The sequence below is a fragment of the Paracoccus sp. M683 genome (assembly GCF_007096355.1).
In the GTDB taxonomy this organism is placed as follows: domain Bacteria; phylum Pseudomonadota; class Alphaproteobacteria; order Rhodobacterales; family Rhodobacteraceae; genus Paracoccus.
The window spans coordinates 129,414-152,381 of sequence record NZ_VKDF01000003.1; the positions used below are offsets into that span (position 1 = coordinate 129,414).

Annotated in this window: 25 protein-coding genes; 8 read left to right on the forward strand and 17 right to left on the reverse strand. The window is 65.5% G+C overall.

Annotated elements, in window-relative coordinates:
* Window positions 1-2: 2 nt before the first annotated feature.
* Complete coding sequence (locus FNJ84_RS05515; RefSeq protein ID WP_143792013.1) at window positions 3-785, forward strand: crotonase/enoyl-CoA hydratase family protein; 783 nt, start codon at window positions 3-5, stop codon at window positions 783-785.
* Between the two features lie 126 nt (window positions 786-911).
* Window positions 912-2,096 (forward strand): MFS transporter, encoded by a 1,185-nt coding sequence (locus FNJ84_RS05520; protein ID WP_143792014.1) that lies wholly within the window; start codon window positions 912-914, stop codon window positions 2,094-2,096.
* Here the strand turns inward: FNJ84_RS05520 and FNJ84_RS05525 are convergent.
* Window positions 2,017-2,772, reverse strand: a complete 756-nt coding sequence (locus FNJ84_RS05525; protein WP_143792015.1) for a DUF599 domain-containing protein — start codon at window positions 2,770-2,772, stop codon at window positions 2,017-2,019. The two genes, FNJ84_RS05520 and FNJ84_RS05525, sit on opposite strands and share 80 nt — an antisense overlap.
* Window positions 2,773-2,850: 78 nt before the next feature.
* On the opposite strand from FNJ84_RS05525, the gene FNJ84_RS05530 reads away from it, so the two are divergent.
* The 5 genes from FNJ84_RS05530 (at window position 2,851) to FNJ84_RS05550 (ending at window position 7,475) form a co-directional block, all read left to right on the forward strand.
* The gene (locus FNJ84_RS05530; RefSeq protein ID WP_255471059.1) at window positions 2,851-3,102 is read left to right on the forward strand and encodes a YdcH family protein; all 252 of its coding nucleotides are present in this window, start codon (window positions 2,851-2,853) and stop codon (window positions 3,100-3,102) included.
* 33 nt (window positions 3,103-3,135) lie between these two features.
* Window positions 3,136-4,581, forward strand: a complete 1,446-nt coding sequence (locus FNJ84_RS05535) for an FAD-linked oxidase C-terminal domain-containing protein (RefSeq protein WP_143792016.1) — start codon at window positions 3,136-3,138, stop codon at window positions 4,579-4,581.
* Window positions 4,571-5,608: an FAD-binding protein gene (locus FNJ84_RS05540; RefSeq protein WP_143792017.1), complete on the forward strand. Its 1,038-nt coding sequence runs from the start codon at window positions 4,571-4,573 to the stop codon at window positions 5,606-5,608. The genes FNJ84_RS05535 and FNJ84_RS05540 overlap by 11 nt, the downstream gene beginning before the upstream one ends.
* Window positions 5,609-6,916, forward strand: a complete 1,308-nt coding sequence (glcF, locus tag FNJ84_RS05545; RefSeq protein WP_143792018.1) for a glycolate oxidase subunit GlcF — start codon at window positions 5,609-5,611, stop codon at window positions 6,914-6,916.
* A 103-nt stretch (window positions 6,917-7,019) separates the two neighbouring features.
* On the forward strand, window positions 7,020-7,475 hold the full coding sequence (locus FNJ84_RS05550) for an Hsp20 family protein (protein WP_143792019.1): 456 nt from the start codon (window positions 7,020-7,022) through the stop codon (window positions 7,473-7,475).
* A 101-nt stretch (window positions 7,476-7,576) separates the two neighbouring features.
* On the opposite strand, the gene recR is transcribed toward FNJ84_RS05550, so the two are convergent.
* The 16 genes from recR to FNJ84_RS05630 all read right to left on the reverse strand — a co-directional run bounded on the left by recR (window position 7,577) and on the right by FNJ84_RS05630 (window position 22,054).
* Window positions 7,577-8,176 (reverse strand): recombination mediator RecR, encoded by a 600-nt coding sequence (recR, locus tag FNJ84_RS05555; protein ID WP_143792020.1) that lies wholly within the window; start codon window positions 8,174-8,176, stop codon window positions 7,577-7,579.
* 21 nt (window positions 8,177-8,197) lie between these two features.
* Complete coding sequence (locus FNJ84_RS05560) at window positions 8,198-8,542, reverse strand: YbaB/EbfC family nucleoid-associated protein (protein WP_143792021.1); 345 nt, start codon at window positions 8,540-8,542, stop codon at window positions 8,198-8,200.
* 3 nt (window positions 8,543-8,545) lie between these two features.
* Window positions 8,546-10,354, reverse strand: coding sequence for a DNA polymerase III subunit gamma/tau (locus tag FNJ84_RS05565; RefSeq protein ID WP_143792022.1), 1,809 nt, complete (start codon window positions 10,352-10,354; stop codon window positions 8,546-8,548).
* A 68-nt stretch (window positions 10,355-10,422) separates the two neighbouring features.
* Window positions 10,423-11,130, reverse strand: coding sequence for an urea ABC transporter ATP-binding subunit UrtE (urtE, locus tag FNJ84_RS05570; protein ID WP_143792023.1), 708 nt, complete (start codon window positions 11,128-11,130; stop codon window positions 10,423-10,425).
* 3 nt (window positions 11,131-11,133) lie between these two features.
* Window positions 11,134-11,874: an urea ABC transporter ATP-binding protein UrtD gene (urtD, locus tag FNJ84_RS05575; RefSeq protein WP_143792024.1), complete on the reverse strand. Its 741-nt coding sequence runs from the start codon at window positions 11,872-11,874 to the stop codon at window positions 11,134-11,136.
* Window positions 11,871-13,094 (reverse strand): urea ABC transporter permease subunit UrtC, encoded by a 1,224-nt coding sequence (gene urtC / locus FNJ84_RS05580; protein ID WP_370454581.1) that lies wholly within the window; start codon window positions 13,092-13,094, stop codon window positions 11,871-11,873. Before urtC ends, urtD begins: the two co-directional genes overlap by 4 nt.
* 5 nt (window positions 13,095-13,099) lie before the next feature.
* Window positions 13,100-15,001 (reverse strand): urea ABC transporter permease subunit UrtB, encoded by a 1,902-nt coding sequence (gene urtB / locus FNJ84_RS05585; RefSeq protein WP_143792230.1) that lies wholly within the window; start codon window positions 14,999-15,001, stop codon window positions 13,100-13,102.
* 61 nt (window positions 15,002-15,062) lie between these two features.
* Window positions 15,063-16,343 (reverse strand): urea ABC transporter substrate-binding protein, encoded by a 1,281-nt coding sequence (urtA, locus tag FNJ84_RS05590; RefSeq protein ID WP_143792026.1) that lies wholly within the window; start codon window positions 16,341-16,343, stop codon window positions 15,063-15,065.
* A gap of 280 nt (window positions 16,344-16,623) precedes the next feature.
* Complete coding sequence (ureG, locus tag FNJ84_RS05595; RefSeq protein ID WP_143792027.1) at window positions 16,624-17,241, reverse strand: urease accessory protein UreG; 618 nt, start codon at window positions 17,239-17,241, stop codon at window positions 16,624-16,626.
* Window positions 17,238-17,873 (reverse strand): urease accessory protein UreF, encoded by a 636-nt coding sequence (locus tag FNJ84_RS05600; RefSeq protein ID WP_370454584.1) that lies wholly within the window; start codon window positions 17,871-17,873, stop codon window positions 17,238-17,240. Before FNJ84_RS05600 ends, ureG begins: the two co-directional genes overlap by 4 nt.
* On the reverse strand, window positions 17,869-18,342 hold the full coding sequence (locus FNJ84_RS05605; protein ID WP_255471060.1) for an urease accessory protein UreE: 474 nt from the start codon (window positions 18,340-18,342) through the stop codon (window positions 17,869-17,871). Before FNJ84_RS05605 ends, FNJ84_RS05600 begins: the two co-directional genes overlap by 5 nt.
* Window positions 18,343-18,350: 8 nt before the next feature.
* The gene (gene ureC / locus FNJ84_RS05610; RefSeq protein WP_143792029.1) at window positions 18,351-20,054 is read right to left on the reverse strand and encodes an urease subunit alpha; all 1,704 of its coding nucleotides are present in this window, start codon (window positions 20,052-20,054) and stop codon (window positions 18,351-18,353) included.
* Window positions 20,055-20,360, reverse strand: coding sequence for an urease subunit beta (locus FNJ84_RS05615; RefSeq protein ID WP_143792030.1), 306 nt, complete (start codon window positions 20,358-20,360; stop codon window positions 20,055-20,057).
* Between the two features lie 3 nt (window positions 20,361-20,363).
* On the reverse strand, window positions 20,364-20,927 hold the full coding sequence (locus FNJ84_RS05620; RefSeq protein ID WP_143792031.1) for a HupE/UreJ family protein: 564 nt from the start codon (window positions 20,925-20,927) through the stop codon (window positions 20,364-20,366).
* A gap of 11 nt (window positions 20,928-20,938) precedes the next feature.
* Window positions 20,939-21,241 (reverse strand): urease subunit gamma, encoded by a 303-nt coding sequence (locus FNJ84_RS05625; protein WP_143792032.1) that lies wholly within the window; start codon window positions 21,239-21,241, stop codon window positions 20,939-20,941.
* A gap of 9 nt (window positions 21,242-21,250) precedes the next feature.
* On the reverse strand, window positions 21,251-22,054 hold the full coding sequence (locus FNJ84_RS05630; protein ID WP_143792033.1) for an urease accessory protein UreD: 804 nt from the start codon (window positions 22,052-22,054) through the stop codon (window positions 21,251-21,253).
* Window positions 22,055-22,384: 330 nt separating this feature from the next.
* Here FNJ84_RS05630 and frr point away from each other — a divergent pair, with 330 nt between their 5' ends.
* Window positions 22,385-22,948, forward strand: coding sequence for a ribosome recycling factor (gene frr, locus FNJ84_RS05635; RefSeq protein WP_143792034.1), 564 nt, complete (start codon window positions 22,385-22,387; stop codon window positions 22,946-22,948).
* Window positions 22,949-22,968 lie beyond the last annotated feature (20 nt).

Consider the following 22,968-nt stretch of genomic DNA (forward strand, 5'->3'; position numbering starts at 1 on the left):
CCATGTTCAACACCATTCGCATCGACACTGACGCGCGCGGCGTCGCGACCCTGTGGCTGGCGCGACCCGAGAAACACAACGCCCTGTCGGCCGAAATGATCGACGAGCTGACACAGGCGGCCGCGCAACTGGGCGCTGATCCGGCGGTGCGGGTCGTCGTGCTGGCGGCCGAGGGTGCCAGCTTCTGCGCCGGCGGTGATCTGGGCTGGATGCGCCAGCAGATCGGCGCCGATGCCGAGACCCGGCGCAAGGGCGCGCGCAATCTGGCGATGATGCTGAACGGGCTGAACCTGCTGCCCAAGCCGGTGATCGCGCGGGTGCAGGGCAATGCCTTTGGCGGCGGCATCGGCATGATGGCGGTCTGCGACATCGCCGTTGCCGCGCGCGGGGCGAAATTCGGCCTGACCGAGGTGCGGCTTGGCCTGATCCCTGCCACCATCGGCCCCTATGTTCTGGCCCGCATGGGCGAGGACAAGGCGCGCAGGGTCTATTTCTCGGCCCGACTTTTCGACGCCGACGAGGCGGTGCGTCTGAACCTTGCCGCCGCAGCCGTCGGTGCCGCCGATCTGGATGCCAGCATCGAGGCCGAGATCGCGCCCTTCCTGCAAGCTGCCCCCGGCGCGGTGGCCGCCGCCAAGGCGCAATGCCGCGCCTATGGCCCGGTGATCGACGAGGCGCGAATCAATGACAGCATCGACCGGCTGGTTGCCGCGTGGGAAGGTGACGAGGCCCCCGAAGGCATCACCGCCTTCTTCGACAAGCAGAAACCACGCTGGCAAAGCTAGCCCGGCGCCCGGCGCCCGGCGCCCGATCCTGCCATGCGGTTTCTGCAAGCCAGCCCTTCATCTTTGTCGGGTGATTTTTGCTGCATTGCGGCATAATGGTATACCGGAACACCCCCGGAGTCTGTCATGTCTGAAGCGCGCAATCTTCGCCCCGCTATTCTTGCCCTGTCGCTTGGTGCCTTTGCCATCGGCACCTCGGAATTTGCGGCCATGGGGTTGCTTCCCTATTTCGCCGCTGATCTTGGCATCACCGATCCGCAGGCGGGCCATGTGATCAGCGCCTATGCGCTTGGCGTGGTTGTGGGCGCGCCACTGACCTCGATCCTGGGGGCGCGGCTGCCGCGCAGGCGCTATCTGGCGGCGCTGATGGCCTTTTATGGCGTGATGAACCTGCTGGCGGCGGTGCTGCCGGGCTTTGCCACGCTGACGGGGATGCGTTTTCTGGCGGGGCTGCCGCATGGCGGGTTCCTGGGTGTGGCGATGCTGTATGCTGCCGATGCGCTGCCGCGTGAACAGCGTGCGCGGGGGGCGGCGCAGGTCATTCTGGGGCTGACCGTGGCCAATATCGTCGGCGTTCCGCTGGCTGGTGCGCTTGGGCAGGGGATCGGTTGGCGATGGGGCTTTGCGCTGCCGGGGGTGCTGGCGCTGATCTCGGCCTGGGCAATCCTGAAGCTGGCGCCGCGCGTCGGAGGCAATCCGAATGCCCGCCCGCTGGATGAACTGGCCGCGCTGCGCAACCCGCGCGTGCTGTGGCTGCTGGCAGTGGGCGCGATCGGCTTTGGCGGGCTTTTCGCCGTCTACTCTTTCCTGACCGCCGCCATGCTGGCCACCACCGATGCGCCCGGTTGGGCGATCCCGGCCACGCTGGCGGTCTTTGGCGTCGGCGGCACGCTTGGCACCTGGGCCTCGGGCCGGCTGACCGAGATCTGGGGCGTGAACAAGACCGCCTATGCCAGCCTCGCCGCCATGGCCGTGACCCAGCTTTTCGCCGCGCAGGTGGTGGGGAACTGGCCCCTGATGATCCTGTCCAGCTTCCTTCTGGCGGCTGGCGCCGGGTTGGTCATTCCGCTGCAAACGCGGCTGATGGATGTCGCGGGCAATGCCCAAAGCATGGCCGCCGCGATGAACCACGCCGCCTTCAACGCCGCCAATGCGCTTGGGCCGCTGCTGGCGGGCGCGGCCTTGGCTGCGGGCTGGGGCTGGCAGTCCAGCGGCTATGTCGGCATCGCTCTTACGGCTGCGGGGGCGTTGATCCTGACCCTGGCAATCTGGCATGAGCGGGCAGGCGCGGCGCAGGCAGGCTGCGCATGATCACCCGGCGCGACCGGCTGGCAAATTCGCGCCGCCAGGTGATGAACAGGACCATTGCGCTGGCCACGATCAGCGCCCATGCCCCGGCCAGCCAGGCCAGCGCGGCAATTGCGAAATAGACGCTGCGCAGCCCGGAATTGAAGCTGCGGGCGGCGGTGATGTTCAGATCGGCGGCTTGGTCGGCGCGCGGCATTGCCTCGGGGTCGTCGGGGTCGTTGGGCACGGCGGCCATCATGATCGCGCAATAGCCGAACAGTCGATGCGCCCAGACAAATTTCAGAAAGGCGTTGACGACAAAGAACATCGGCACCAGCAGCTTGATTTCCCACAGGATCGCGCCGCCGCTGTCCAGTTCGAATTCCTGGGCCAATCCGCGCAGCCTTTCCGTATTGCCGATCAGCGCCAGCGTGCCGCCGATGGCGATCATGCAGGCCGATGCGAAAAAGGCTGTGCCCTCGCGCAGGCTGGTCAGGATATTGCCGTCGAAGATGCGTGGCTCTCGGGTCACGAAATGGCGCATCCATTCGCGGCGGAACCGCTTCATCAGCACCGAGACCGAGGGCTTGCCCTGCGGCGGATGCTCGGTGAACCAGCCGATCAGCAGCCAGCCTCCGAAAAGCAGGGCAAGTGCCGCAAGATCGGCGGGGTCAAGGATCATGTTCATCGGCAGGGTCATGGTGAATTTCTATGCTGTGCCAGCGGCCATTGAAAGCCCTCTGGTGCTGTCCTATCGTCAATGCACGCGACAGCTTTGATGACAGGAGAGATCATGGCGGCCCCTCATGCGATTCACGAAGAGTTTCCCGACGATGCGCAGAAGATCCACGATCTGAAGCTGTCGAACAACCATTTCGCCCGCTTGCTTGAGGAATATGACGAGGTGAATGACAAGGTCCACAGCGCCGAAAGTTATAACCCTCCGATCACCGACGAGGCCGAGAAGCAGCTGCGCCAGCAGCGTGCGCATCTGAAGGACCAGATCGCGGCCATGCTGTCCGGCGCATGAAGCCGCGCCCACCGGAATTTGGAGGAGGTTCCGATGCAGATGCCCACGCCCGATGCCGGCGTCATCGCCCGCCGCGACGCCATCACCGCGCGGCTGCGCATCGCCTTGCCCGATGCGGTGATCGACGATCCTGCCGAAACCCGCGCCTATGAATGCGACGCGCTGTCGGCCTATCGCTGCCCGCCCTTGGCGGTGGTTCTGCCGCGCTCGACCGCCGAGGTTTCGGCGGTGCTGCGCATCTGCCATGACGAAGCTGTGCCGGTTGTGCCACGCGGGGCCGGCACCAGCCTTGCGGGCGGGTCGATGCCAACCGCCGATGCCGTGGTGATCGGCCTTGCCCGCATGACCGAGGTGCTGGAAATCAGCCCCGAGGACCGGCTGATCCGCGTCCAGACCGGGCGCACCAACCTGTCGGTCTCTGGCGCGGTGGACGGCTTGGGCTTTTTCTATGCACCCGATCCATCATCGCAGCTGGCTTGCGCCATCGGCGGCAATATCGCGATGAACTCGGGCGGGGCGCATTGCCTGAAATACGGGGTCACGACCAACAATCTGCTGGGCGCGACCATGGTGCTGATGGATGGTTCCGTCGTGGAACTGGGCGGCCCGATGGGCGAGGCGGGCGGGTTGGACCTGCTGGGTGTGGTGTGCGGGTCCGAAGGCCAGCTTGGCATCGTGACCGAGGCCACGCTGCGCATCCTGCCCAAGCCGCCGGGCGCGCGGCCGGTGCTGATCGCCTTTGACGACAGCGAAACCGCGGGCGCCTGTGTGGCCGCCATCATCCGCGCCGGCATCCTGCCCGTCGCCATCGAATTCATGGACCGCCCCTGTATCCGCGCGACCGAGGCATTCGCCCATGCCGGCTATCCCGATTGCGAGGCGTTGCTGATCGTCGAGGTCGAGGGCACGCCCCCCGAGATCGACGAACAACTGGCCCTGATCCGCGACATCGCCATGCGCCACAAACCGCTGGAATTCCGCGAATCCCGCAGCGAGGCCGAATCCGCCCGCATCTGGCTGGGTCGCAAATCGGCCTTTGGGGCCATGGGCCAGATCAACGACTATATGTGCCTTGACGGCACCATCCCGGTTTCGGCCCTGCCAACGGTTCTGGCTCGCATTGGCGAGATGTCGCGCGAGGCGGGGCTGGGCGTCGCGAATGTGTTCCATGCAGGCGACGGCAACATGCATCCGCTGATCCTGTATAACGCCAATACGCCTGGCGATCTTGAAAAATGCGAGGCGCTTGGCGCTGACATCCTGCGTCTTTGCGTCGAGGTTGGCGGCTGCCTGACGGGCGAGCATGGCGTCGGCATTGAAAAGCGCGACCTGATGGATGTGCAGTTCGATGCTGCCGATATCGAGGCGCAGATGCGCGTCAAGGATGTGTTCGACCCGCAATGGCTGCTGAATGCGGCCAAGGTGTTTCCGCTGGACGCATCCGCCAGCCGTCGCGAGGCCCGCCCCAATGCGGCCTGAAACCGAACAGGAACTGGCGGGGATGATCCGCGAGGCCGGCGAACCTCTTTCGATTACCGGCGGCGGCACGCGGCTGCATCCGGGCGAAGGGCAGGGCGCGCGGCTGGACATGACCGGACTGACCGGGATCACCCTTTATGAACCCGAGGCGCTGACGCTGGTGGTTCGGGCCGGCATGCCGCTGGATCAGGTTCAGGCGGCGCTGAAGGCAGAAAATCAGATGCTGGGTTTCGAACCTGATGCGCGGGCCGGTTCGACCATCGGGGGCGTGGTGGCGGCCAATGCGTCCGGGCCGCGCCGGGTGCAGGTCGGGGCCTGCCGCGATGCGCTGATCGGCGTCCGTTTTGTCGGCGGCGATGGTGCGGTGGTCAAGAATGGCGGGCGGGTGATGAAGAACGTCACCGGCTATGATCTGGCCAAGCTGATGGCGGGCAGCCGCGGCACGCTTGGCGCGCTGACCGAGGTGGCCTTTCGCACGACGCCCATTCCGCCGGTCACGCTGACGCTGTCGATCCCGGCGCTTGGTCCGGCTGCGGCAATCCCGGCCCTGACCGCCGCCCTGACCGGCCCTTACGAGGTTTCGGCGGCGGGTTGGCTGCCCGGCCATGGTGCGGTGTTGCGGATTGAGGGGCTGGATGGTTCCGTCAAGATCCGCCGCAAGGCGCTGTTGCAACGGCTGGCGGGCTTTGGCGAGGTGGTCCATGCCAATGCCGATTGCTGGCGGCTGGCCCATCCGCGTGATCCGGCAGGTGGCGATCTGTGGCGGATCGTCTGCCGGCCCAGTGAGGCGCCGGCGCTGATTGCGGCTTTGCCGGACATCGCCGCGGTGGATTGGGGCGGCGCGCTGATCTGGGCGGTTCTGCCCGCGGGCACCATGCCGGCGCTGCCGCGGTTTTCGGGCCATGCGATGCGTGTCTCGGGCGATGCGCCCGCCTTGCTGCCTGCCGCCGATGCCGTGGCCGCCCGCTTGGCTGCCGGGCTGCGCCAGCGCCTCGACCCGCGCGCGATCTTTCAGGGGATAGGCTGAATGCAGACCAATTTCACCGAAGAACAGTTGAAGGATCCACAGATCGCGCGGTCGAACAAGGTGCTTCGCACCTGCGTTCATTGCGGCTTTTGCACCGCGACCTGCCCCACCTATCAGGTGCTGGGGGATGAGTTGGACAGCCCGCGTGGCCGCATCTATCTGATGAAGGACATGCTGGAATCCGGCCGTCCCGCAGATGCCAAGACCGCGCTGCATCTGGATCGCTGCCTTGGCTGCCTTGCTTGCATGACCACCTGCCCCTCGGGGGTGAATTATGCCCAGCTGATCGAACATGGCCGCGAACATGTCGAGAAAACCCTGCGCCGGCCCTGGCGCGACCGGGCGTTGCGCTGGATTCTGAAAGAGGTGATCCCGCATCAGCGCCGCTTTCGTCTGGCGCTGTTCGGCGCGAAACTGGCGCGGCCTTTCAGCCGCCTGATCCCCGATCAGCGTTTGCGCGCAATGATCGCCATGGCCCCGGCCAGCATCCCGCCTGTCAGCCGCAATGACGATGGCCAGACCTTTGCCCCGGTCGGTGAAAGGCGCGCCCGTGTCGCGCTGATGATCGGCTGCGCGCAACGGGCGCTGGATACCGATATCAACGACGCCACCATCCGCCTTTTGCGCCGCGCCGGATGCGAGGTGGTGATCCCCGAACGCTTTGGCTGCTGCGGCGCGCTGACCCTGCATATGGGCCGTACCGATGACGCCAAGGCCAGCGCCCGCGACAGCATCCACCGCCTGCTTGCCGCCGAGCAGCAGGGCGGGCCGCTGGATGCGATCATCATCAACACTTCGGGCTGCGGCACGACGATCAAGGATTACGGCCACCTGTTCGAGGGCGATCCGATCGAGGCCGATGCAAAGCGCGTCTCGGGACTGGCGCTGGATGTGACCGAGTTTCTGGAGCGTCATGGTCTGCCGCAGGGTCGGGCAAGCGGCCGTGTGGCCTATCACTCGGCCTGTTCGCTGCAACATGGCCAGCGGGTCAAGATGGCACCGAAAACCCTGTTGCAGCAGGTCGGGTTCACCGTGGTCGAGCCTGCCGATCCACATCTGTGCTGTGGCTCGGCCGGGACATACAACCTGTTGCAGCCCGAGATCTCGGGCGTGCTGCGCAGCCGCAAGGTCACCACGCTGGAGGCTACCGCCCCCGACATCATCGCGGCCGGCAATATCGGCTGCATGGTCCAGATCGGCGGGGGCACTGCGCTGCCGGTTATCCATACCGTGCAGCTGCTGGATTGGGCCACGGGCGGGCCGAAACCTGTGGCGCTGTATCGTGCGGGGCTTGAAAAGGCCGGCTGACGATCCCAGCTTTGCTTCAAGGCCGGATGGCGGATCCGCACCGGCCCGATGCCCGCCCGGTTGCCGGGGGGCAATTGACGCATCGCTTTGAAAGGATGTCACAATGCGTAACTTGGACCTGACGCCCCTTTACCGGGCCTCTGTCGGTTTTGACCGTATCGCAGATGCCATGGACCGGGCGCTGACCAGCGATCTGGCCCAGACCAGCTATCCCCCCTATAACATCGAAAAGACCGGCGATAACGCCTATCGCATTTCGATCGCCGTGGCCGGTTTTGCCGCCGACGATCTGTCGGTCGAGGTTCGTGACGGTGCCGTCATCGTCTCGGCCCGCAAGGCCGAGGAAGAGGGCGAGCGAAAGTTCCTGCATCGCGGCATTGCCACCCGCGCCTTCGAGCGCAAGTTCACCCTGGCAGATCATGTCCGCGTCAGCGGCGCCAGCCATGTCGACGGCATGCTGCATGTCGATCTGGTGCGTGAGATCCCCGAGGCGCTGAAGCCCCGTCAGATCGCGATTGAAAAGCTGGACGGCCGCCGGGTCGAAAAGCTGGACGCCTGAGCTTTTGCGTCCCGCGATGGCTGGGGGCTGTCTGCCCCCAGACCCCCGAGGATATTTTCGTGAAGAAGAAGGGGCGTGGCCGGTCGGCTGCGCCCTTTTCGTTACAGGCGGCGGCGGGCGCGCAGCGCGGCGGTGATTGTGCCGTCGTCGAGGTAATCCAGCTCGCCGCCAATGGGCACGCCCTGCGCGAGGCCCGTGACGGTGGTGCCGCTACCTTCCAGCGCGTCGGCGATGTAATGGGCGGTGGTCTGACCATCGACGGTGGCGTTCAGCGCCAGAATGACCTCGGTGACGCGGTCGCGGGCGATGCGGTCGACCAGCGCAGGGATGCCCAGATCTTCGGGGCCGATTTCATCCAGCGCGGACAGCGTGCCGCCCAGAACGTGATAGCGGCCCTTGAAGGCATGGCCGCGTTCCAGTGCCCAAAGGTCAGCCACGTCCTGCACCACGCAGATCTCGCCCGTGGCGCGGGCGGGATCGGTGCAGATCGCGCATTCGTCGCGGTCGGTGATGTTGCCGCAGGTCAGGCATTCGCGCGAATGGGTCGCGACACTGTCCAGCAGCTGCGACAGCTGTGCCATCTGCCCCGCACGCTTGCGGATCAGATGCAGCACGATCCGGCGGGCAGAACGGGGGCCAAGTCCGGGCAGCCGCGCCATCAGCGCGATCAGTGCCTGGATATCGTCGCTGCCTTCAGCCATGATCGCAGACCATCCGATGCCTCAGAAGGGCAGTTTCATATCAGCAGGCAGGCCAAGTTCCTGGCTGATACGCGCCATTTCCTGCTGCGTCCGGTCCTGTGCCCGGCGCTGTGCATCCTTGATCGCGGCAAGGATCAGGTCCTCGACCACCTCTTTTTCAGAGGCGACAAAGATCGAGGGGTCGATGTCCAGTGCCGTCAACTCGCCCTTGGCTGTTGCGGTGGCCTTGACCAGCCCGGCCCCGGCATCGCCGGTGACCGTGATCGCCGCAAGGTCGTCTTGCAGCTTTTGCATCTTTTCCTGCATGTCCTTGGCCGCCGCCATCATCTTGGCCATGTCGCCAAGACCGCCCAAACCTTTCAGCATGTCCTAAACCTCGTCCTCGAAGGGGTCCCATTCCTCGACCTCGGCCAGAACGCCGCCGGTCGTCTCATGGGGTGATGTAGCCTCGGCATCGGCCGTTTCAACCGGCTCGGGAGCGGGGGGCGTGGTGATGGTGGTGATCCGGGCGCCGGGGAAGGCCGCGAACACCGCCTGAATCGTGGGGTTCCGCATTGCGTCGGCGCGGGCCTTTTCATCTTCGGCTGCGCGGATTTCCGCAATGGTCGGCGCGCCGCCCGTGTTGACGACGCTGACACCCCATCGCTGCCCGCCGGTCCAGCCGCGCAACCTTTCGGCAAGCCGTTGGGCCAGATCGCGGGGGGCATCGCCGCGCGGCTCGAACTCGATCCGGCCGGGGCCGTAGCGCACCAGCGCGACGTGCTTTTCCACCTGTGTCAGCAAGACCATGTCGCGCATCCGGGCGATCAGTTCGACCACCGCGGCGAAATCAGGGAAAGCCGCGAAAGCCTCGGGCGCGATGGCAAGGGCGGTTGCCTGACCCGAGGGCTGGACCGCGACCGGTGCCGGCCGGGCGGCAGCGCGCGGCGCCTGCATCGCAGGCGACGACCCAAGATTCTGGCCCCCGTTCTGACCGGGCGCGGCGGTCTGGGGCCGGGTGAACTCGCCCGCTGCCTGTGCCTGCTGGACCTTGCGGATCAGCGCCTCTGGATCGGGCAGGTCGGCGACATGGGTCAGACGGATCACGGCCATTTCGGCGGCCATCATCGCATTGGGCGCCGCAGATACCTCTTCCAGCGCTTTCAGCAGCATCTGCCACAGCCGGGTCAGCACCCGCATCGGCAGTTTTTCCGCCAGATCCTTGCCGCGCGAGCGTTCGTCGGGCGACACGGTCGGGTCGTCGACGGCCTCGGGCGTGATCTTCACGATCGAGATCCAATGCGTGATCTCGGCCAGATCGCGCAGCACGGCGACCGGATCGGCGCCATCGGCATATTGCGCGCCCAGTTCCGCCAGCGCCGCTGCCGCGTCGCCGCGCAGGATCATCTCGAACAGGTCGATGACCCGGCCCCGGTCGGCCAGCCCCAGCATGGCGCGCACCTGATCGGCGGTGGTTTCGCCCGCGCCATGGCTGATCGCCTGATCCAGAAGGCTGGTCGCGTCGCGGGCGGACCCTTCGGCCGCTCGGGTGATCAGCGCCAATGCGTCATCGGTGATTTGCGCGGTTTCGGCGGTCGCAATCTTGCGCAGCAGCGCGATCATCACCTCGGGTTCGATCCGGCGCAGATCGAAGCGCTGACAGCGTGACAGCACGGTGACGGGCACCTTGCGGATTTCCGTGGTGGCGAAGATGAATTTCACATGCGGGGGCGGCTCTTCCAGCGTCTTCAGCAGCGCGTTGAATGCGCTGGTCGACAGCATGTGAACTTCGTCGATGATATAGATCTTGTAGCGAGCGCTGGCCGCCCGGTAATGCACGCTTTCGATGATTTCGCGAATGTCGCCCACGCCGGTGCGGGATGCGGCGTCCATTTCCAGCACATCGACATGACGGCCCTCGCTGATCGCGACGCAATGTTCGCATTTGCCGCAAGGCTCGGTCGTCGGGCCGCCATTGCCGTCGGGGCCGATGCAGTTCATGCCCTTGGCGATGATGCGGGCTGTGGTGGTCTTTCCCGTCCCGCGAATGCCCGTCATGATAAAGGCCTGCGCGATGCGGTCGGCGGCAAAAGCGTTCTTCAGGGTGCGCACCATCGCGTCCTGACCGACGAGGTCGGCAAAGGTCTCGGGCCGGTATTTTCGTGCCAATACCTGATAGGTCTGTTCGGTCTCGCTCATGCCTGCCCCGTTATTGCCGCGCCACCTTAGCGGGGCGGGCAGGGGGCGGCAACAGCGCGTCGAGGCGCCTATGCCGCCGCCAGCCCTGACAGCCGCCGATGCAGGTCGTCGCGGGCGACCGTGCTGCGGGGTCCGCCCATGACGACCGCGCCGCGTTCCAGAAGCGCGAAGCTGTCGCCAAGATCATAGGCGAAGTCGAAATACTGCTCGACCAGCACGATGGCCATGTCGCCCCTGTCGCGTAGCGCCGCGATGACGCGGCCGATCTGGGCGATGATATTGGGCTGAATGCCCTCGGTCGGCTCGTCCATCAGCAAGACGCGCGGCCGGATCACCAAGGCGCGGGCGATGGCAAGCTGCTGTTGCTGCCCGCCTGACAGGTCGCCGCCGCGCCTATGCGCCATTTCGGCCAGCACCGGGAAGCTGTCATAAATCTCATCGGGCACCCGCCTGTCTGCGCGTGGAAGGCAGCCAAAGCCGGTTTCCAGATTCTCGCGCACGGTCAGCATCGGAAAGATCGCGCGGCCCTGCGGAACATAGCCCACGCCGCGACGTGCCATGTCCTGCGCCGTGACCGCGCCCAGCTTTTCACCCATCAGGCGCAATTCGCCGCCCGAACGCGGATGCCGCCCCGCCAGCAGGTTCATCAGGCTGGTCTTGCCCACCCCGTTATTGCCCATGACACAGGTGACCTGACCCGGCTGTGCCGACAGGGACACCCCGTGCAAAATCTGCGAGCCGCCGTAATGCAGCGCGACGTTTTCAGCCTCGATCATCTTTCATCGCCCCAGATACACTTCGATCACCTCGGGATTGGCGGATACGTGATCCAGCGATCCCTCGGCCAGAACCGCGCCCTGATGCAGCACGGTTACCCGGCAAGCCAGCCGGCGCACGAAATCCATGTCATGTTCCACCACGACCACAGCCCGCGTTTCAGCCAGACGGCGCAGCAGCGTGGTGGTCTGTTCGCGTTCGGCCAGGGTCATGCCGGCGGCGGGTTCATCGACCAGCAGCAGGCGCGGTTCCTGCGCCAGCAGCATGCCGATTTCCAGCCACTGCTTCTGGCCGTGGCTCAGTTCGCCCGCTTTGCGGGCCAGTTGATCGCCCAGGCCCACCTCGCTGGCCAGTTCCGCAATGCGCTGGCTGCTGTGTTCTGACGGTTTCCAGCGCAGCACCCTGAACGGGCCGCGCGGGGCCTTCAGCGCCATGGTCAGGTTGCCCGCGACCGACTGATCCTCGAACACGGTGGGGCGCTGGAATTTGCGGCCCACGCCGGCACGGGCGATCTGTGCCTCGCTCAGCTTCAGAAGCGATTGCGATTTCTCGCCCCACAGCACCTGCCCCTGATCGGGGCGGGTCTTGCCGGTGACGATATCCATGAAGGTGGTCTTGCCCGCGCCATTGGGGCCGATCACCGCACGCAATTCCCGCGCGCCAATGCTGAAGGACAGGTTGTTGATCGCCTTGAACCCGTCGAAGGATTTCGAGACGCCGGATACTTCCAGAAGCGCGGTCATGCTTCGGCCTCACTTTCGCGCAATGCACCCAGATCGGGGCCAAGATCCTTGCCACGGCGCATTGGCGGACGCAGCCCGGCCAGCGCGTCGATGATGGATGACAGCCCGCGCGGCGCGAACAGAGTGACACAGACAAAGGCCAGCCCCAGAAGCACCTGCCACCAATCGACCCAGTTGACGGTATAGAAGCCAAGGTTCAGGTCGGGCGCCCGCCCCCCGGTGAACCAGCTTGACAGAAGCGACACCACCACCGCGCCGATGACCGCGCCATACAGTCGCCCGCGCCCGCCAATCGCCACCCAGACCGCCAGATAGATCGAGGCGATGGGCGCCAGCTCTGCCGGGTTGATGATCCCGGCCTGCGGGTAATAAAGCGCCCCGGCAATGGCGCAGATCATCGCCGAAAGGGTGAACACCGTCATCTTATAGGCCTCGACCGAATAGCCCAGAAACCGCACGCGGCTTTCGTCGTCGCGGATGGCGCGGATGACGCTGCCGAATTTGCCGCTGACCAGCCAGGCCGCCAACACATAGCACAACGCCAGAGCCGCCGCCGATGCCCAGAGGAACCAGACCGAAATATCTGCCTGTGACACATGGGTCAGGCCGGGGATGTTCTGCAACCCGGACAGCCCGTTATTGCCGCGAAAGCCGCTGTCATTCTGATAAAGCCACAGCGCCAGCGCCAAGGTCATCGCCTGTGTCAGGATCGACAGATAGACGCCATTCACGCGCGAGCGGAAGGCAAGCCAGCCGAACAGAAAGGCAAAGATGCCGGGCACCGCCAGCACCAGCAGAAGTTGCATCGGCAGGCTGCCTGCAAAGGCCCAGGTCAGCGGCAGCTCGGCAGATCCGACGACGCCGAAGATCTGGCCGGCAATGCCGTCACGGATCTCGGTGGCAGTGGGCGGGATCTGGGCATTCATCAGCGTGGCGGTGACGATCTCGCCGGTGCGGGCATACATCAGCCACTGCCCGATCATATAACCGCCAAGGGCGAAAAACGCCATGTGGCCAAGCGACAGGATGCCGGCATAGCCCCAGACGAGATCCATCGCCAATGCGGCCAGCGCAAGGCATAGTGTCTTGCCAAGCGTCTTGACCATCGAGGTCGGGATCGCGCCGGTGCCTCCGGCCTCGGACATGACGGTTACGGTCAGGGTAAAAATCGCCAGTATTGCCAGAAAGGCCAGAACCGAGGGGTTTTTGCGGATGAACATGGGGATCAGGCCTCTGCCGCGCGGCCCTTTTGCGGCATGATGCCGCGTGGCCGGAACTGGATGAAGATGATGATGAACAGGATCATATAGGTCTGGGCGGCCAGCGTATTCGCCGGGTTCAGCACCTCGATCCCCTTTTGCAGGCCACCGATCAGCGCGGCCCCGGCCAGCGTGCCCCAGATATTGCCGACCCCGCCGACAACCACCGTCATGAAGCTTTGCACGATGTAATCGCTGCCCAGTTCGGATGTGACCTTGGCAAACAGCCCGATGGCCACGCCTGCGATACCGGCGATGCCAGAGCCAAGACCAAATGTCATCATCGCCACGCGGTCGGGGTTGATCCCCATGCTTGCAGCCATGCCGGGGTTTTGCGTCACCGCGCGGACCTGAAGGCCCAGCCTTGTGCGGTTCATCACGATCAGGAACAGCCCCAGAAACAGCAGCGCCAGAACGAAGATCGCCACCCGGATCGAGCTGATCGAAACGTCACCGCCAAAACTGACCGATCCTTCAAGCCATGCGGGGGCCGTCAGCGGACGGGCCTGTGTGCCGAAGATGTTCTTGGCGATCTGTTGCAATGCGATTGACACGCCAAATGTCGCCAGCAGCGTTTCAAGCGGGCGCTTGGCCAGATGCTTGATGACCAGCTGATACAGCAGCACCCCGGCAAGGAAGGTCACGGCGAATGCCGCAGGCAGCGCCACGACAAGCGAGACCGTGCGATCGGAAATCAGCGTTTGCACCACATAGCCGGTATAGGCGCCCATCATGATGAACTCGCCATGGGCCATATTGATGACGCCCATGACGCCAAAGGTGATGGCCAGCCCGATGGCCGCGAGGAAATAGATCGAGGCCAGAGACAGCGCGTCCAGCGCCAGATCGGCGGCCTGCAATGTGCCCTCGCGCGTGGCCATGCCGCGCAGGGCGGCGCGGGCGGCATCGGTTATCTTTGGTTCAGGCTCGACATAAAGGTCGGCAAATTGATGTGCCTCAAGCGCGGCCGTCACCTGATCGGCGCTGGCGGCGGGCGCGACCTTGCCCTCGGCCACCAGCGTGGCATAGGCCGCATCGCGGCGGTCGGGATCGGTCAGTTGCCCGATCGGAACCCCGCCCACGCCGCCATTCTGAATATTGCCGGCAAGAGCCGCCTTGATGTCTGCATCGCTTGGCCGGGCCTCGGCCAGGCCTGCATCGACCAGCAGGCGATAGGCCTCGGCGCGGGGCAGGGTGTCGCTGCCCGGTTCCAGTTCGGCGGCGAGATTGGCGCCCTCGGGCAGGGTCGTCGCGGCGATCCGGTTCGTGGTCAGCAATGGGTTCAGCACCGCCTGAAAATCGGCGCCGGTATCGCCGCCAAAACCGTCGATGGCGTCCAGCCGCGCCTGTGTGTCAGGGTCGAAACGGATGGTCAGCAGCCGTTCCAGACGGGCGCGACGTGCGGCCAGCACCGGGTCGGTTTCCGCCGCCGCCTCGCGCAGGGCTTGCAGATGGCTTTCATCGGGTTCCCGCGCGATGGCGGCCAGCGCGGCGCGGCGGCGGGCGGGGTCGGGATCGGTCAGTTGGAACTGCACCAGCGCCGCAGCGATCAGCCCGCGCACACCGGAATTGGGGCGCAGCGCCTTGACCTCGCCCTTGACAGGAACGCCGGTCACGGCATCAATCGCGGTATCGCCCTCGATGATGGCGAAACGCTCGCCCGCAAGGCCAAGACGGCGATCCTCCCATGCCTCCAGCACCGGACCGGCCGAGGGGCCGGCCGTGGCCAGCGCCGCGATCACCGGGGCGATGGTCTGGCGAGAGGGTTTCGAAATCTGGTCGCGATGAGTGTCCAGCACGTTCGCCAGATCCTGCGCCCAGACAGGCGAGGCAGCCAGCAAGAGCAGCGAAAGAAGAAGGTGACGCATCATGTCCGCCCGATTGGTTCAGATACGGCGACCCGGATGCGCCGGGCCACCGCTGCCTTGGTCAGTAATTCGACTGCACTTGCACGCAGCTATTGGTGGTGGTGTTCCACATGCCGCATTGCTTGCCCGGCCAATCGGCATCCAGCACGGCGCTTTCGGGCAGGAAATCGGTCCAGGCGTCGCCGGCCACCGGCTCGGTCTGGCTGACGATGTCGAACTGGCCATCGTCGCGGATCTCGCCGATCAGCACCGGCTTGGTCAGGTGGTGGTTCGGCAGAACCTGCGCCGTGCCGCCGGTCAGGTTGGGCACCTCGACGCCGACAATGGCATCCAGCACGGCATCGGTATCGGTGCTGCCTGCCTTTTCCACCGCCGCGACCCAGGCGTTGAAGCCGATCATCGTGGCCTCCATCGGGTCATTGGTCACGCGGGTCCCGCCCATCTTCGCCTTCCATTCGGCGATGAAGGCGGCATTGGCGTCACTCTCGGCGGTTTCAAAGTAATTCCAGGCGGCCAGATGCCCGACGAGGTTGGCGGTATCCAGACCCGACAATTCCTCTTCGCCCACCGAGAAGGCCATGACCGGGATGTCATCGGCGGAAACGCCCGCAGCGGCGAGTTCCTTGTAGAAACCCACATTGGCATCGCCATTGATGGTCGAGACGACGCCGACCTTCTTGCCGTCCTTCCCAAGCGCAACCACATCGGCCACGATCTTGGACCAGTCGGAATGACCAAAGGGGGTGTAGTTGACGAAGATATCACCCTCGGCGACGCCCTGAGCTTTCAGATAGCTTTCCAGAATGGTATTGGTCGTGCGCGGATAGACATAGTCGGTCCCCAGAAGCGCCCATTTCTCGACGCCCAGTTCCTCGGTCATGTATTCGACCGCAGGGATCGCCTGCTGGTTCGGCGCGGCGCCGGTATAGATGACGTTCTTGCTGCTTTCCTCGCCCTCATATTGCACCGGATAGAACAGCAGCCCGTTCAACTCCTCGATCACCGGCAGCACCGATTTGCGGCTTACCGAGGTCCAGCAACCAAAGATCGCATCGACGCCCTGCACGCTGATCAACTCGCGCGCCTTTTCCGCGAAAAGCGGCCAGTCCGAGGCCGGATCGACCACCACGGCCTCGATCTGCTTGCCAAGGATGCCGCCCTTGGCGTTCTGCTGATCCACCAGCATCAGCACGGTATCCTTCAGCGTGGTTTCCGAAATCGCCATCGTCCCCGAAAGCGAATGCAGCACCCCGATCTTGATCGTTTCATCCTGCGCCCATGCGGCAGCCGCAAAGGCCATCACCGCGCAGCCGGCCATCAGGCCCTTCATCACTCGCGTCATTCTTCGTCCCCAGATTTTTGGCCGCAGAGACGCTGCCGCTTCCCCCGGCAGGGGCGCGGTGCTAGTCTGACGCGGCAACCTTGTTGCACCCGTGCGGCGGTGTCGTTTCCAAGGCTTCGCCGCCGCACACTACCGGTCTGTATCCGACCTTTCGCACTTGCAGCAAAAGCTGCCGAAGGGCCGAGGGCAATGATTTGCGGCGCTTTTTCGCAGGCCCGCCCGGATCTGCTGAATTTCGCGCCACCCGCCGTGCGGGCTGGTCAATTCACGGGCAACCCGCCTATCCGCGCGGCTTAAGGCCCCCCTCGCGGATCAGAAAATCGGCAATCTCGGCCACGCCCTGATCATGCCGCAGCGCCGCCATCACCACCGCCCGCCCGGCCCGAGAGGCCCGCGCATCGCTTTCCAGCAGTGCCGTATCGACGCCGACATGCGGGCCCAGATCGGTCTTGTTCACCACCAGCAGATCGGATCGCGCCAGCCCCGGCCCCTTCTTGCGCGGAATATCCTGCCCGGCGGCGGTGTCGATGACATAGATCGTCAGATCCGCCAGTTCCGGGCTGAAGGTCGCGGCCAGATTGTCGCCACCGGATTCGATCAGGATCAGTTCCAGGTCGGGAAAGGCCGCGTTCAGGTCGGCGATGGCGGCCAGGTTGATGCTGGCATCCTCGCGAATTGCGGTATGGGGGCAGCCGCCGGTCTCGACGCCCCTGATCCGCTCCTGCGGCAGGACCTGGGCGCGCATCAACGCCTCGGCATCCTCGCGGGTATAGATGTCATTCGTTACCACGGCCATCGACAGGCGCGGGGCCAGCGCGCGGGCCAGCTTCTCGGTCAGCGTGGTCTTGCCTGCGCCGACCGGGCCGCCGATGCCGACGCGAAGGGGTCCATTGCTCATGTCCTGAAAATCCTCGTTTCCATCGTCTCATGCCGGGCCTGCGCGATCTCGGCGCCAATCGCGCAGCCTCCCAGATCGTCCTCTGATGCCACTGCCGCCCGCGCCGACAACCGCAGGATCAGCGGCGCCAGATCGGCCAGCACCTGCTGACCCTCACCTTGCCCCAAAGGCAGAAACCGCACCGCCGCCTGAACCAGGGCCAGCGCCTGCCCATGCAGATAAAGCCCGATCATCTCGGCGGCAGGCAGACCCAGCCCCGCACAGGCGCGACCCACGGCCACCGGCAAAGGCGCAGGCGAGGCGTCCGCCCCCATCAACCCCGCCGCGACCCGCGCGAAAGCCGCACCCTGTTCCATCACCTCGGTGAACCGCTCGGCGGTCAGACACATCGCCCGCGCCAGATCGGCCAGCGCGCCATGATGCGCCCCATCCTGCAAGGCCAGCGACAGGATCACCGCATCCGACCAGCCAGAACCATATTCCAGCACATCCACAATCCACCGTGCCAGCGTCGCCCCATCCCGCACCGCGCCGCTATCCATCGCCCATTCCAGCCCCTGCGCATAGGCGAATGCCCCGGTCGGAAAGGCCGGAGACAGCAGCTGAACCGCCAGCAGGCGCCCCGCTTCAATGGGAATGACCGAATGTCCGTCCATGACCATAGGCCCCTCCCTCAGGGCGGAACGGGGCAAAGCTGCGAGTGATCGTCGCGCCCAGTTGCACCAGCATCGCCTCAAGCACCGGATCGGCGCGGATCACCAGATGATCGCCCGCCAGGTCGCAGGGGCAATGCCGGTTGCCGATATGCCAGGCCAGACGCGGCAGATCGCCCGAAATCACCAGAACCTGCTCGCGCGCCTCGACCACCTCGACCACGCGGCCATCGTCCAAGGCAAAAGCGGCGCCGACCGAAAGGCTGATCGTCTGCGGCAGATCCACCAGAAACCCCGCACCGCCATCCGTCACCAGCCGCTTGCGCCGCAAACAGCGCCCCTCGTAATCCAGCACCACACGCCCGGCCACCGCCCGGCCATGGCCTGCCTCAAGAACCGCGCCCGCCACGCCCAGATCCATGGGTTTCTCTTTCGCATAAATACCCATTTCCGACCTCAAAACAGGAAATACCGCTGCGCCAGAGGCAATTCCGCCGCCGCCTCGCAGGTCAGCAGCACGCCATCCGCCCGCACCTCATAGGTCTCGGGATCGACCTCGATCATCGGCGTCGCATCGTTCAACCGCATATCGGCCTTGCCGATGCCGCGCGTCCCCTCGACCGCGATCATCGCCTTGGCCAGCCCCTCCCCGCAGCCCGCCTCAAGCCCCGCGCGGCTGACGAAGACCACCGCAGCCGTTTGCGCCGCCCGGCCAAGCGCGCCGAACATGGGCCGCGAATACATCGGCTGCGGCGTCGGGATCGAGGCATTGGGGTCGCCCATCTGCGCCATGACAATCTGCCCGCCGATCAGCGACATCTCGGGCTTGGCGCCGAAAAACGCCGGATGCCAGATCACCAGATCGGCACGCTTTCCGACCTCGACGCTGCCGACATGACCCGAGATCCCATGCGCCACTGCCGGGTTGATGGTATATTTCGCCACATAGCGCCGGGCGCGCAGGTTGTCATTCGCGCCCGCCTCGCCCTGCAACCGCCCGCGCTGGACCTTCATCTTATGCGCCGTCTGCCAGGTCCGGGTGATCACCTCGCCCACGCGGCCCATGGCCTGACTGTCCGATGAGATGATCGAGAAGGCCCCCAGATCATGCAGAATATCCTCGGCCGCGATGGTCTCGCGGCGGATGCGGGATTCAGCAAAGGCCACGTCCTCGGGGATCGAGCGGTCGAGGTGGTGGCAGACCATCAGCATGTCCAGATGCTCTTCGATGGTATTTTTCGTATAGGGCCGCGTCGGGTTGGTGGATGAGGGGATCACGTTCTGCGAGCCCACCACGCGGATGATGTCGGGCGCATGGCCGCCGCCCGCGCCCTCGGTGTGATAGGCGTGGATGGTGCGGCCCGCGATGGCGGCCAGGGTGTTTTCCACGAAGCCGCTCTCATTCAGCGTGTCGGTATGGATCATCACCTGGATATCCTGCCCCTCGGCCACGCCAAGGCAGCAGTCGATGGCGGCGGGGGTGGTGCCCCAATCCTCGTGCAGCTTCAGCGCGCAGGCCCCGGCGCGGATCTGTTCCTGCAATGCCTCGGGGCGCGAGGCGTTGCCCTTTCCCGCAAGGCCGATATTCATGGGCAGGGCATCGGCGGCCTCCAGCATGCGGCGGATATGCCAGGGGCCCGGAGTGCAGGTGGTGGCCAGCGTGCCATGGGCGGGGCCGGTGCCGCCGCCGATCATGGTGGTGATGCCGGAATGCAGCGCGTCATCGACCTGCTGGGGGCAGATGAAATGGATGTGGCAGTCAATGCCGCCTGCGGTGACGATCCGGCCCTCGGCGGCGATGATCTCGGTTCCGGGGCCGATGATCAGGGTCACGCCCGGCTGCGTATCTGGGTTTCCGGCCTTGCCGATCCCGGCGATCCGGCCATCCCGCAGCCCGATATCGGCCTTGTAGACACCCGCGTGGTCAAGGATCAGCGCATTGGTCAGGACCGTATCCATCGCCCCGCCCGCGCGCGTAACCTGAGACTGACCCATGCCGTCGCGGATCACCTTGCCGCCGCCGAATTTCACCTCTTCGCCATAGATGGTCAGGTCGCGCTCGACCTCGATCACCAGATCGGTATCGCCAAGCCGCACCCGGTCGCCGGTGCTCGGCCCGAACATATCGGCATAGGCCGCGCGGGACATTTCAACAGGCATCTACAGCGCCCCCATGACTTTGGCGTTGAACCCCCAGACGGCGCGACCGCCCGCATAGGGGATCAGCCGCACCTCGCGGCGTTGGCCGGGTTCGAACCGGACGGCGGTTCCGGCGGGAATATCCAGCCGCATCCCGCGCGCGGCGGCGCGGTCGAAATCAAGCCCCGCATTCGTCTCGGCAAAGTGGTAATGGCTGCCGACCTGCATGGGGCGGTCGCCGGTATTGGCGACCATCAGGGTGATCGTCTGGCGGTTCGCGTTCAGGGTGATCGTGCCTTCAGCGGGGATGATTTCACCGGGGATCATGGCTTATCCCGCCAGTGCCAGGACGAGGCCGCCAAGCGCGGTGCCGGCGCCGGCCAGTCGCAAGGTCAGCGCCGGAACCGTGCGGCCTGCCGCAATGCCCAGCAGATGCAGCAGCGCCGTGGCCACGGCGAAACCGGCGGCATAGATCACCAGACCTTGCGCCGGACCTTCCGCCCCATGCGCCCAGCCATGGGCAAAGCCAAAACCGGCGGCCATGGCAGCCATCGCGGCAAGCGGCAGCCGGACGGCAAGTGCGACCAGCGCGCCCAGCACGATGACCGAGGCCATAATCGCAGGCTCGACCACCGGGAAAGGCAAACCTGCCCAACCCGCGACACCGCCCGCAATCATGGCCGCGACGAAGCCGAGCGGCATAAGCCACACGGCGCGCCCGCCCGCCTGCGCCGCCAGCAGACCAAGTGCCACCATGGCCAGTATGTGATCGGTTCCGCCAAGCGGATGGCCAAAGCCGCCCGCGAATGTGCCCGTGTCATGACCCGGATGGGCCAGCGCAGCCACCGGCAGCAGGGTGGTGATCACTGCGGTATGGGCGAACAGCTTTTTCATCGGAAGAACTCCTATCGAATGGGATGATGGACGGTAACCAGCTTGGTTCCGTCGGGAAAGGTGGCCTCGACCTGGACGGTTTCGATCATCGAGGGGATGCCCTCCATGCAGTCTTCGGCGCGGATCACCTCGGCGCCCTCGGCCATCAGGTCGGCGACGGAACGGCCGTCGCGGGCGCCCTCGACCACGAAATCGGTGATCAGCGCGATGGCCTCGGGATGGTTCAGCTTGACGCCGCGCGCCAGACGGCCACGCGCGACCATGGCGGCAAGGCTGACCAACAGCTTGTCCTTCTCGCGAGGGGTCAGGTTCATTCGGCTCTCCTAGTTCTGCCAGACGCGGGGCAAGCCGCCCGGACGCAGGGCTTCGATCAATCGCATCATCTGGCGCCGCAGCGGCCAGGCATCGGGGGCAAGGCAGCGCACCACCAGCAGCCCCTCGCGGGCCGAGGCGGCGGCGGTCACGCCGGGCTCGTCCAGAACCGCCCGCAGGCTGGGCAGCGCGTCGACCGCCGGATCGCCGGCCATGACCAGCACCGCCATTGCCCGCATGCCGCCCAGCAGGGCCGCCCCCCCAAAGCGGGTCATCGCGGCATCGTCCATCCTGAACGGATCCAGCAGCACCGGGCGGCCGTCGCGCAGGATCAATCGCCGGTCTGCAAAGGCCAGCCGCGTGACATGCTCGCCCATCGCGGCCCGGCCCAGGACGACGGTTTCAATCCCCAGGAATCGCGCCTTTCCCGTCAGCTCCACCCGCGTTTCGCGATGCAGCGCGGCACCGTTGAACAGGATCGTTTCCTGCGGCAGCCAATCCAGGCCCGCACCATCGCCAAGCGTCAGGCTGATCCGGGCATGGGCGGGCGGGCCATCGGCGCGATAGGCGCGCTCGGCCGTCTGGGTGGTGACGACGGCGCGCATGCCTTGCCCAAGCGCCACCGACAGATCCAGCCTGTCGCCCGATGTCAGCCCGCCAGAGGTGTTCAGGAACACGATTTCGGGGCAGGGGCCATGGCAGCGCGGCAGCATCACCTTGGCCGAACCCGATTGCCGCAGGCGGCACAGCCGGCCGCCGTCAAAGGCGATCTCGGCCTGGCCGCTGCTGCGCTGAAATGGGGTGCCGTCCAACATGAGCGCAGCCTTGGCATGCGATCCCGGTGACGAACAACGGGTGGACCATCCGCCTTGGCCATGGTGACGAAAACGGCGGGATTGCTGATCGTCGATTGGGCAGGGTGATGAAATTGCAGGCAGATCGCGAATGGCCTGCGTGATTGGCCATGGTGATGAAGGCCGGCCGCGCGATGTCGCAGATCAGCCGCGCAGGGGTGGGTGCGCCAATGGAGGGGTGGATATGCGGGCCGATGCGCGGGATCATGCGCGCCGGGACGGGCAAAGGCTTTGCCATGGCCGGTCATTGTGGTTACAAGCTGACGAAACAGAACACACAGGCAGGCCGACATGGCAGAGGAATTTGAAGTCGATACCGACGATCTGGAACGTCGGATGAAGGGCGCGATGGAGGCGTTGCGCCATGAATTCGGCAGTTTGCGGACCGGGCGCGCCTCGGCCAGCATGGTCGAGCCGATCATGGTGGACGCCTATGGCAGTCTGACGCCGATCAACCAGGTCGGCACGGTGAACGTGCCCGAACCGCGCATGGTTACCATCAATATCTGGGATAAGGCGTTGGTCGGAAAGGCGGAAAAGGCGATCCGCGAATCCGGTCTGGGGATCAATCCGCAGCTGAATGGCACCATCATCATGCTGCCGATTCCCGAGCTGAACGAAGAACGCCGGCGCGACTTGACCAAGGTTGCCGCGCAATATGCCGAAAGCGCCCGCGTGGCGATCCGCAACGTGCGCCGCGACGGTATGGACCAGATCAAGAAGGGCAAGGCCGCCGGCATGTCCGAGGACGACCAGAAGCTGTGGGAATCCGAGGTGCAGGACCTGACCAACAAGATGATCGCTGCCGTCGATCAGGCGCTAGAGGCCAAGCAGGCCGAGATCATGCAGGTCTGACCAGATGGCTGAAACCGCCA

Coding starts and splice junctions, on each gene's coding strand:
- FNJ84_RS05515 (WP_143792013.1), top strand. CDS start 3: ATGTTCAACACCATTCGCATCGACACTGACGCGCGCGGCGTCGCGACC.
- FNJ84_RS05520 (WP_143792014.1), top strand. CDS start 912: ATGTCTGAAGCGCGCAATCTTCGCCCCGCTATTCTTGCCCTGTCGCTT.
- FNJ84_RS05525 (WP_143792015.1), bottom strand. CDS start 2,772: ATGACCCTGCCGATGAACATGATCCTTGACCCCGCCGATCTTGCGGCA.
- FNJ84_RS05530 (WP_255471059.1), top strand. CDS start 2,851: ATGACAGGAGAGATCATGGCGGCCCCTCATGCGATTCACGAAGAGTTT.
- FNJ84_RS05535 (WP_143792016.1), top strand. CDS start 3,136: ATGCAGATGCCCACGCCCGATGCCGGCGTCATCGCCCGCCGCGACGCC.
- FNJ84_RS05540 (WP_143792017.1), top strand. CDS start 4,571: ATGCGGCCTGAAACCGAACAGGAACTGGCGGGGATGATCCGCGAGGCC.
- glcF (WP_143792018.1), top strand. CDS start 5,609: ATGCAGACCAATTTCACCGAAGAACAGTTGAAGGATCCACAGATCGCG.
- FNJ84_RS05550 (WP_143792019.1), top strand. CDS start 7,020: ATGCGTAACTTGGACCTGACGCCCCTTTACCGGGCCTCTGTCGGTTTT.
- recR (WP_143792020.1), bottom strand. CDS start 8,176: ATGGCTGAAGGCAGCGACGATATCCAGGCACTGATCGCGCTGATGGCG.
- FNJ84_RS05560 (WP_143792021.1), bottom strand. CDS start 8,542: ATGCTGAAAGGTTTGGGCGGTCTTGGCGACATGGCCAAGATGATGGCG.
- FNJ84_RS05565 (WP_143792022.1), bottom strand. CDS start 10,354: ATGAGCGAGACCGAACAGACCTATCAGGTATTGGCACGAAAATACCGG.
- urtE (WP_143792023.1), bottom strand. CDS start 11,130: ATGATCGAGGCTGAAAACGTCGCGCTGCATTACGGCGGCTCGCAGATT.
- urtD (WP_143792024.1), bottom strand. CDS start 11,874: ATGACCGCGCTTCTGGAAGTATCCGGCGTCTCGAAATCCTTCGACGGG.
- urtC (WP_370454581.1), bottom strand. CDS start 13,094: ATGTTCATCCGCAAAAACCCCTCGGTTCTGGCCTTTCTGGCAATACTG.
- urtB (WP_143792230.1), bottom strand. CDS start 15,001: ATGCGTCACCTTCTTCTTTCGCTGCTCTTGCTGGCTGCCTCGCCTGTC.
- urtA (WP_143792026.1), bottom strand. CDS start 16,343: ATGACGCGAGTGATGAAGGGCCTGATGGCCGGCTGCGCGGTGATGGCC.
- ureG (WP_143792027.1), bottom strand. CDS start 17,241: ATGAGCAATGGACCCCTTCGCGTCGGCATCGGCGGCCCGGTCGGCGCA.
- FNJ84_RS05605 (WP_255471060.1), bottom strand. CDS start 18,342: ATGGGTATTTATGCGAAAGAGAAACCCATGGATCTGGGCGTGGCGGGC.
- ureC (WP_143792029.1), bottom strand. CDS start 20,054: ATGCCTGTTGAAATGTCCCGCGCGGCCTATGCCGATATGTTCGGGCCG.
- FNJ84_RS05615 (WP_143792030.1), bottom strand. CDS start 20,360: ATGATCCCCGGTGAAATCATCCCCGCTGAAGGCACGATCACCCTGAAC.
- FNJ84_RS05620 (WP_143792031.1), bottom strand. CDS start 20,927: ATGAAAAAGCTGTTCGCCCATACCGCAGTGATCACCACCCTGCTGCCG.
- FNJ84_RS05625 (WP_143792032.1), bottom strand. CDS start 21,241: ATGAACCTGACCCCTCGCGAGAAGGACAAGCTGTTGGTCAGCCTTGCC.
- FNJ84_RS05630 (WP_143792033.1), bottom strand. CDS start 22,054: ATGTTGGACGGCACCCCATTTCAGCGCAGCAGCGGCCAGGCCGAGATC.
- frr (WP_143792034.1), top strand. CDS start 22,385: ATGGCAGAGGAATTTGAAGTCGATACCGACGATCTGGAACGTCGGATG.